This window comes from Methanospirillum stamsii (assembly GCF_003173335.1).
Taxonomy (GTDB): Archaea; Halobacteriota; Methanomicrobia; order Methanomicrobiales; family Methanospirillaceae; genus Methanospirillum; species Methanospirillum stamsii.
Genome location: NZ_QGMZ01000023.1, coordinates 20,601 through 27,427, shown reverse-complemented (window position 1 = coordinate 27,427; position 6,827 = coordinate 20,601). Strand labels below are relative to the sequence as shown.

General features: G+C 40.9%; 4 protein-coding genes. 1 reads left to right on the top strand and 3 read right to left on the bottom strand.

All coding sequences use genetic code 11. The features are described from left to right. On the top strand, window positions 1-373 hold a 373-nt coding region (locus tag DLD82_RS11570; protein ID WP_146199778.1), incomplete at its 5' end, for a PAS domain-containing protein. 141 nt (window positions 374-514) lie between these two features. Here the strand turns inward: DLD82_RS11570 and DLD82_RS11565 are convergent. The 3 genes from DLD82_RS11565 to DLD82_RS11555 all read right to left on the bottom strand — a co-directional run bounded on the left by DLD82_RS11565 (window position 515) and on the right by DLD82_RS11555 (window position 6,620). Continuing rightward, entirely contained in the window at window positions 515-2,650 is a 2,136-nt protein-coding gene (locus DLD82_RS11565) for a PAS domain-containing protein (protein ID WP_109941284.1), read from the bottom strand. A gap of 245 nt (window positions 2,651-2,895) precedes the next feature. Then, a complete protein-coding gene (locus DLD82_RS11560) occupies window positions 2,896-4,347 on the bottom strand; it encodes an amino acid permease (RefSeq protein WP_109941283.1) in 1,452 nt (483 codons plus the stop codon). Next, window positions 4,344-6,620 (bottom strand): Orn/Lys/Arg family decarboxylase, encoded by a 2,277-nt coding sequence (locus DLD82_RS11555; protein WP_109941286.1) that lies wholly within the window; start codon window positions 6,618-6,620, stop codon window positions 4,344-4,346. The genes DLD82_RS11560 and DLD82_RS11555 overlap by 4 nt, the downstream gene beginning before the upstream one ends. Window positions 6,621-6,827: the final 207 nt, after the last annotated feature.

Here is a 6,827-nt window from a genome sequence, read left to right as displayed (position 1 = left end):
GGAACGACTCTTCTCTCGGTTATTGCTTGATATTTCTCCGGTCTTTATCGTCGCAATCGGTGCTAATGGAAAAACGCTCATGATGAACCGGATGCTTCTTGATATCCTGGAGTATTCTGAAGAAGAAGTGATAGGGAAAGACTATCTGACTACTTTTGTTCCTCCGGAAGATCATGAGATGGTTTCTGATGTTTTCCAAAAAATTGTTGGCGATACCTCTACAACTCTGAATGAAAACCGGATTGTGAGTAAATCCGGAAAGATCTACCTGGTGGAATGGCGGGGACGACCGGTCCTGTATCCTTCAGGAGAACTTGATTTCTTCGTTGGTATCGGGATAGATATCACCCGGGAGAAAGGAAAGAACGAGTAATTTTCCCTAGTTTTCTTCAATATTTTAGCATTATACCTTTTTCAGGCTAATGGAAGGTTCAGTTTTTCACTGCAAAAAATCTTGTAAAACCGGATACTTCAAACGATTTCGGAAATTAATGGTTTTTTCCGGTAATAATTATCACAACAAATTATTCTCCGGATAATTGTTACCGTTCATATTTTTTTCCGATTCTTCCCACTTGAATTTACCATTAGGAACTTGCATCTCAAATTGGACACCAGTTCCATATTCACCGGTTTCATGAATGAGAATTCCTGTAATTGAAAGAATCTCTCGTATGAGAAAAAGACCAAGACCGGTATTTTTTCCAAATCCCTTATTAAAGATCTTTTCTTTATCGTCCCTCTGAATACCTCCGCCGTTATCTTCATAACAGACAAATAGCGAGTCACCTTTTTTATAACTGGTAAACCTGATAAACGAGATATTAGTTCCGTGTCTGATGGAGTTATCAATAAGGTTATAAATTACTTTTTCAAGCATTTTGTCAGCAAAAATTATTAGTCCCATAATTTCTGATATGAGTGTAATCCCGGAAAGGAGTTCCTGGATGGAATGTTTTTGCAGGATTTCCTCGATAGATTGCCAGGAAGGCGCCGAATTTCCCAGATTCTGATAATATCCGGTGAATTCGATGAGGTATTGAATCTCCCTGGTTGCATTTTTTATGGCATTTAATTTTAGAGCCATTTGGGTATCCGCTATTTCATCCTCTAATATATCAGAATAAGAATATGCTATCATGACGAGATTTAAAATATCATGCCTGGTTATGCTGTTTAAAATTTTAAGTTTGTGGTTTACCTGGGCGATTGCTTCATGTGCACGCCTGATTTGATCAATATCATGGATTTGGATAAGGATACAGGGTTCATTCTGAATTGTGATATGGGAAAGGGCAACTTCTGCAATAAATGGAGATCCGACATTATTTTTAAACGTAATTTCTTTTCGTACTACATGAATATCCAGATTGTCTCCCTGATCTGGAGGAATGATAAGTGTAGACAGGAGTGATAATGCCGTTTCTTCAATATTTTTCCCAATAATTTCCCTGTGACTCTGCCCAAATACTTTTTCAAACCCCATATTCACATTTATTATCCGGTTTTGAGAATTTATGATGATTATAGGGTCAGGGGTTTCTTTGAAAATAGAAACAAATTTAATTTCGTTTTCTTTCAGAGCCCGTTCAAAACTTTTTCTTTCGGTTATGTCGGTGAGAACCAAAAGAATTGCTATACCTTTTTGGTATTCTATCGAAGTTCCTCTTACGATGACCGTGATTCTTTTTTTATCTTTTGTGATAAGATCGGTTTCATACATTGCCATTTCATTTCCATTCAGTCTGGAAGTGATGGTTTCTGAAATTTTTTTCCGTAATTCTTCCGGGATAATGGTTAATATTGATTTTCCAATGATCTCTTCCGGATTATATCCGAGGACATCAGATACTGATGGATTCACATAAAGGATCTGTCTGTCCTGACCATACACAATGATATAATTCGGCAGGTTTTCCACAAGTCCACGGTTAAACAATTCACTAGTTCTTAATGCTCTAATTAATTTTTTCTGTTCAATATTACTTTCAAGCAGCACCGTGTCTTCGTGTTCCTTGAGGAGGAGGAGAAATCCAATACCACTAACGAGCATGATAAAAAAAAGAATAAACCCGGAGAGTGATTGTGTAAAATTACCTGTCAATATGGTAAAATCAGAAGATTCTGAAAAATACGCATAAACTCCGCGAAAAATTAGTATGGCACAAAGAAATATGTACATTACACCTATTGCTTTTCGAAGTCGTGATCCGGAGGGATGAGTAAGCAAAAAGAAGGAACATGTGATGAAAATTGCAACTATGTTGCATGAACAAATTATTATTCTGATGTTTGAAGGTGCATAGGAAAAAACCAGGAATAATATGATGCTTACTGCTGCAAGAATTGTGAATATTTTTTTTGAATGATGTATTTGTCTGGTTGAATTGGTGATTGCAAGAGTTTCGAGTGCAAAACCTGCAAAAAGTATGGAATTCGCAATTTGAACTGAAAGATAGTAGGGAATAGTCTCCCGGATTGCAAAGAGGAGCCATGCAAGGCTCTGGAGTAGTTTTCCTCCAATGAACTGATAATATTGGTGGTTGTTTTCCGGGAGAATTTTATATGATACCAGGACAACAACTGCGGTAAGATTTCCAAAAAACAACAGGATCATCACCGTCTGAACGTCCAAATCTGTAAATGGCATCTTTTACTCCGTTCAATAAAATTTCCTGATAATCCCGGTCAGTTCAATAATACTGGTTTAACTCAGGTTTTTGTCTGATGAATAATATTATTTCAGTTACTTTCTTTTATATATACGGTTGCCTCTGCCTACTATAGTAGGTTATGGATGGTTTAGAAATAATCCGATTGGAACGGTGAATAGAGATTGACAAAAACACGAAACTTTTGAAGGTATCATTGAGTGAAAAAAGGTTGATTGTATCTTTATTCTTCATCCATAAGTATTTTAAGTTCTTCTGCTCCCGGAGTCCATGAAGGTTTTTTAATCCGGTTAAAGACAATTGCCGGGAGAAATACAATACAAAATACTGCAACAATCATCCCGATTACATATATCGTGGTAATATCTCCGGAAAAACCGGCACTGTCCGGTGGCAGGAATCCGACAAGAAATGCAAAGAAAACTGATAAAAACCCGATTCCTGCAATGATCCAAAGTCCGGGTGTTCCTCCTGGAAGTTTGAACGGCCGTGGTGTGTCCGGATAGGTTTTTCGGAGTTGTATCACTGCAGCAAAGAGGAACAGGTACATAATACAGTTAACCAGGGTGGTAATTGCAGTCATTACCCAGTATCCTTCATTCATTGAAGGAAACAGGACCATTATCAGGGCAAAAACAGAAGATATTACTGCCTGAACAATGAGCACTCCGGTTGGAATCCCGTGGTTATTCATCTTCCTGAAGAAGGGTGGAAGATCTCCGTTCATTGCTGCAGGCAATAACCCCTTGGCAGGACCGATAAGCCAGGTTGAAAGTTGTGCGATAATTCCTACTACCAGTAAAAATCCGACCGGAATAATTGCCCACCCGATATTGAACTCCTGAAACATGAGGGCGAAAGTTTCGGTAATCCCACTGTTCAGGTTTAGTTTACTGACCGGAACAACAAATGCAACGGCGAGTGTTGCAATAATGGAAATAATACAGATGATTCCGGCGGAGAGAAACATTGCAAGGGGAAAATCCTTTGCCGGATTTCTGGTTTCGGTCGCATGATACCCTGCCATCTCCATTCCGGCAAACATCAGGATCATGCTTGCTGCAAAGATCATCGACTGGATATTCAATCCGGGTAAAAAAGCATCAAAGGTAAATGCAGGGATCTGGATGTTTTTTCCCTGGACTATCCAGACTCCCATCATGCCCATGAGGAGGACTGATGGTATAATTGCCCCGAGCAGTGTTCCAACTGAACTTAAAAGAGAAGAAGCCCTGGTCCCAAAGAAGTTAAATCCGGTAACTATCCAGAAAATACTGAGCATTGCTACTGCCATAAATACCGAATTATTTTGCAGGGCAGGTGCCAGGATGGTGTAGGCAAGGGTTGCTGCAAAAAAGGAGAGAACGGTCGGGAACCAGACGAGGTTATTAACCCATCCGCACCATATCGCAATAAAACCGTTTTTATCCCCAAACGCCCGTTTAATCCAGGCATATATCCCTCCGTGTTCCGGCCAGGTGGATGCAAGTTCGGCTCCGACCAGAGAGATAGGAATCAGGAAACAGATGGTAAAGAGGAGATACCAGAATATGGATGTCCATCCTTCCACGGCCATAGTTGGAAAATTCCGGAGAGATAGTACTGCGGCGACATTTATCATCGCGAGGGAGATAATTCCAAGGGTTTTTTTGCTATTCTTCTCCTGATTACTCATAATACATCCTCCCGGATACAATAGATATGGTACTGCCCGTCTTTTACTTCAACTCCATGAATATCATGGGAGAATCCGGGAAACTGCCGGTCAAATTCTTCGAGTGTCCGGAGATATGAGAGGATTGGCTCGGTATTCAGTCCGGCATTTTCACCAGGCATCAGAACTGGAATTCCGGGTGGGTACGGCACGACTCCTGTAGCAACAACCCGGTTTTCCATATCAGAAACAGGGATTGATTCCACTTCACCCCTGACCAGGTGACGGTATGCTTCTGCCGGGGTCATGACCGGACAGGGAAGAATAGCACATGCCTGATTTCCGAGAATTGTCTGATTATTTCCTGCGATATACTGGTGCATCTGGTCTGCCAGTTCCTGGATGGTAAGGTCTTGATATCGCTGTGGCCAGTTTTCCACGAGGTCCAAAAATATCTCCTTTACCGGAACATTTTCCTCGAACTGGCGTTTAAACTCAAAAAATTCTGAAACCAGTGTACCCCATTTTCCATTGGTAATTCCCATGGAAAAGAGGAATAAAATGTTATAATCTCCTGATTTTTCGTTAATAATCCCCTTTGTATCAAGGAATTTAACTACGAGTGCTGCGGGAATTCCAAAATCCTCAAATGATTCATCTGCATTAATTCCCGGACAGAGTACAGTTACCTTGATGGGATCGAGCATTGCCCAGTCTTTGGGGATATCTTTGAATCCATGCCAGGATTCTCCCGGATGAAGGGTCCAATTTGATGGGTTGGTGGCGAGTTCAACAGGTGGAACATCCTTAAATGGTGTTTTTTCTTTTTCTCCGGGCAATTGTATGGATTCAGGCTGCCATACTTCAAACCACCAGTCTGAAGGATTGTCTTCTTTAATTGTTGAACTGATACGAGCCATCATCTGGCGGAATCGGATTGCTTCATCTATTGACTCACGGGTAAGAAGATGTCCTCCGTCATCCATCATTTTTGATGATACGTCCAGAGATGCTATGATTGGATAGAATGGAGAAGTTGAGGCATGCATCATGAATGCCTCGTTGAAGAGATCCTTTTCTACCTGAGTTCGTCCTTCCCTGACATGAAGCATGGATGCCTGAGAAAATGCTGCCAGAAGCTTATGGGTTGACTGGGTGGCAAATACTGTAGGAGCCGATAAATCGCCTTTTGATTCTTCCCGCATGCCAAATCGTCCGGAATAAATCGGGTTAAATCGGGCATATCCATACCATGCTTCATCGAAATGAATATTGTCAACGCTTGCTCCAAGATATGTTTCCACACCTTTTGCATCATAACAGAGGCCGTCATAGGTAGAATTCGTAACAACTGCAATCCTGGGTTTGCATCCATGGTCCGCAACCAGCGGATTGGAAGAAATCTTTCTTTTAATTTCTTCCGGTTCCATCTCCTTTGGGTATATCGGGCCAAGAATTCCATATCTGTTACGGGACGGAATCATGTATACCGGAGTACCATGATTCATGGTAATGGCATGTTCAATGGATTTGTGACAGTTCCGGTCAACAAGTACAATATCATCCCTGGTAACCATTGCTGTATGAATAATCCGGTTGGATGTGGATGTTCCGTTTGTTACAAAGTACGTCCGGTCGGCACCAAAGACCTGTGCAGCATATTCTTCTGCTTTTCCAATCGGTCCGGAATGATCAAGAAGGGAACCCAGTTCACCGACAGAAATTGAAAGATCAGATCGAAATAATTCTTCTCCAAAAAATTCATGGAAAAGTCGTCCAATAGGAGATTTGAGAAATGCTGTACCTCCGGTGTGACCTGGTGTATGCCAGGAGTATTCATGATCTTCAGAAAAATGTACGAGTTCTGAAAACATGGGTGGCAATAATGTTGCCCGGTACCGTTTGGCAGCGGCGTCAATTCGTCCTGCAATAAACTCCGAAGTATCACCGAGGATCCAGATATACTCATTCACCTCTTTGACGATTTCAACTGGAATATGGGATAAAACTTCAGGTTCGGTCATCAGGAAAATTGGAATATTTTCATGTCTGCTTCGTAAGAGACTTACTATTTCGGGTGTTTTTTCCGGATCCCATGCGACAACCACACAATCAAATCCGGTCCCAATGGCCACCGGACCAAATTGCAACCCTTCCAGGTCCGGAACCCTGTTTACGGTTATGTGATAGCTTTTCAGATGTTCAACAAGAGCTTTTGTCATTTGTGCATAAGCCGTATCACTTGAGATATCTGTCCCAATCAGGATAACCGTAAGGTTTTCTTCAGGATTCATGTTTAACTCCTTAAAGTTCATACCTAAAACCAAGATTCCGGGGATAAGAATAAATGGAATTCTTGTCGACTAGATATTAAAAATTATCCCTAAAAAAATGAATGATGTATGATGATATATCTAAATAGTATTGATGGATGGAGGATACTTTGTATCAGGGAGTCGATAGATGGGTTTCTTGAAGTAATATTCAGAGCCCGGATATTA